This is a genomic window from Microbacterium sp. NPDC056003 (assembly GCF_042274785.1).
Classification (GTDB): Bacteria; Actinomycetota; Actinomycetes; order Actinomycetales; family Microbacteriaceae; genus Microbacterium.
The window spans coordinates 1-2,986 of the sequence record NZ_JBHJXQ010000005.1 but is presented as its reverse complement, the minus strand read 5'-3'; the positions used below and the strand labels follow the sequence as shown (position 1 = coordinate 2,986).

Genomic DNA, 2,986 nt, shown 5'->3' with positions numbered 1-2,986 from the left:
ACGCCATTCGTGCAGGTCGGAACTTACCCGACAAGGAATTTCGCTACCTTAGGATGGTTATAGTTACCACCGCCGTTTACTGGGGCTTAAATTCTCAGCTTCGCCTTGCGGCTAACCGGTCCTCTTAACCTTCCAGCACCGGGCAGGCGTCAGTCCGTATACATCGTCTTGCGACTTGGCACGGACCTGTGTTTTTAGTAAACAGTCGCTACCCACTAGTCTCTGCGGCCTCCAAACGCTTTCGGAGCAAGTCCTAATACGCCGAAGGCCCCCCTTCTCCCGAAGTTACGGGGGCATTTTGCCGAGTTCCTTAACCACGATTCTCTCGATCTCCTTGGTATTCTCTACCTGACCACCTGAGTCGGTTTGGGGTACGGGCGGCTAGAACCTCGCGTCGATGCTTTTCTTGGCAGCATAGGATCACCCACTTTTCATCCGCATCGTGTCTCAGCCTGTATGAGTCACGGATTTGCCTATGACTCGGCCTACGCACTTGCACCAGGACAACCATCGCCTGGCTTGGGCTACCTTCCTGCGTCACACCTGTTAATACGCTAACCGCACCAGCATGGGGTCGTGCGCTAGCTCCCCCGCCTCACCCCGAAGGGATCGTACGAAGGAATTCGGGCACTTAGCACCACTGGATTAGTTTGGGCGGTTCTTCGCCGGTACGGGAATATCAACCCGTTGTCCATCGACTACGCCTGTCGGCCTCGCCTTAGGTCCCGACTTACCCAGGGAAGATTAGCTTGACCCTGGAACCCTTGGTCTTTCGGAGGACGTGTTTCTCACACGTCTTTCGCTACTCATGCCTGCATTCTCACTCGTGTGGCGTCCACGGCTGGGTCACCCCGCCGCTTCACTCGCCACACGACGCTCTCCTACCCATCAACACGGCTGGACCACGAAGGCCTACCAATAATGTCAATGCCACAACTTCGGTGGCGTGCTTGAGCCCCGTTACATTGTCGGCGCGGAATCACTTGACCAGTGAGCTATTACGCACTCTTTCAAGGGTGGCTGCTTCTAAGCCAACCTCCTGGTTGTCTAAGCAACTCCACATCCTTTCCCACTTAGCACGCGCTTAGGGACCTTAGTTGGTGGTCTGGGTTGTTTCCCTCTCGACTATGAAGCTTATCCCCCACAGTCTCACTGCTGCGCTCTCACTTACCGGCATTCGGAGTTTGGCTGACGTCAGTAACCTGGTGGGGCCCATCGGCCATCCAGTAGCTCTACCTCCGGCAAGAAACACGCAACGCTGCACCTAAATGCATTTCGGAGAGAACCAGCTATCACGAAGTTTGATTGGCCTTTCACCCCTATCCACAGCTCATCCCCTCAGTTTTCAACCTAAGTGGGTTCGGCCCTCCACGACGTCTTACCGTCGCTTCAGCCTGGCCATGGATAGATCACTTCGCTTCGGGTCTAGGACATGCGACTGAATCGCCCTATTCAGACTCGCTTTCGCTACGGCTACCCCACACGGGTTAACCTCGCCACATATCGCTAACTCGCAGGCTCATTCTTCAAAAGGCACGCTGTCACCCCTGCTAAGGAGGCTCCAACGGTTTGTAAGCAAACGGTTTCAGGTACTATTTCACTCCCCTCCCGGGGTACTTTTCACCTTTCCCTCACGGTACTTGTCCGCTATCGGTCATCTGGGAGTATTTAGGCTTATCAGGTGGTCCTGACAGATTCACACGGGATTTCTCGGGCCCCGTGCTACTTGGGATACTCTCCACGCTGCGTCCGACATTTCGGTTACGGGGCTGGCACCCACTCTGGCCGGCCTTTCAAGACCGTTCACCTATATCGCCGCATCACGTTCGCTGCTCGGCAGAACAGCACGGAAAGTCCCACAACCCCGAATACGCAACTCCTGCCGGATATCACACGTACTCGGTTTAGCCTGATCCGGTTTCGCTCGCCACTACTAACGGAATCGCGGTTGCTTTCTCTTCCTGTGGGTACTGAGATGTTTCACTTCCCCACGTTCCCTCTACCCGCCCTATATATTCAGGCGGGAGTCACTGGGTCGGCACGCCGCCCAGCGGGGTTTCCCCATTCGGACACCCTCGGATCACAGTGTGCTTATCCACTCCCCGAGGCTTATCGCAGATTGCTACGTCCTTCTTCGGCTCCAGATGCCAAGGCATCCACCGTTTGCTCTTAAAGACTTGAAATCACATGAGTTTCATCAAGAATCGTCACCACGACCCGAAGGCCACGATGAGAAATTGACTAATGATCTTTAAGATCATCAAAAACGAACCAGATCAAAGATCCGGCTCGCAAAGATGCTCGCGTCCACTGTGTAGTTCTCAAAGTACGGGCGGTCCCCACCCCGCAGCCGGCACCAGCCGACATGAAGGATGAGCCCAGAAGTCCCAGCCGCCGCAGCCCGAAAGCCACGCACCCGGTCCCTCAGGACCCAACAACGTGCACGCCCCGCCGGCATCACCCCCACCGTTCCCAACCCGAAGGCCGTACTGAGCAGGAGATCTCCCGAACGGAGCCTCGTCAAATGTTCCACCCATGAGCTAACCGGCAGACACATTCGGTCTGATCCGGCGCCTGGACACCCGAGGGTGCCAGATGCTCCTTAGAAAGGAGGTGATCCAGCCGCACCTTCCGGTACGGCTACCTTGTTACGACTTAGTCCTAATTACCGATCCCACCTTCGACGGCTCCCTCCACAAGGGTTGGGCCACCGGCTTCAGGTGTTACCGACTTTCATGACTTGACGGGCGGTGTGTACAAGACCCGGGAACGTATTCACCGCAGCGTTGCTGATCTGCGATTACTAGCGACTCCGACTTCATGAGGTCGAGTTGCAGACCTCAATCCGAACTGGGACCGGCTTTTTGGGATTCGCTCCACCTCACGGTATTGCAGCCCTTTGTACCGGCCATTGTAGCATGCGTGAAGCCCAAGACATAAGGGGCATGATGATTTGACGTCATCCCCACCTTCCTCCGAGTTGACC

At 55.8% G+C, this 2,986-nt stretch carries 2 rRNA genes; both read right to left on the bottom strand.

Features of this window, described 5'->3' with window-relative positions:
• A 23S ribosomal RNA gene (locus ACFC1W_RS15950) occupies positions 1-2,183 on the bottom strand; the annotation flags it as partial.
• 423 nt (positions 2,184-2,606) lie between these two features.
• A 16S ribosomal RNA gene (locus ACFC1W_RS15945) occupies positions 2,607-2,986 on the bottom strand; the annotation flags it as partial.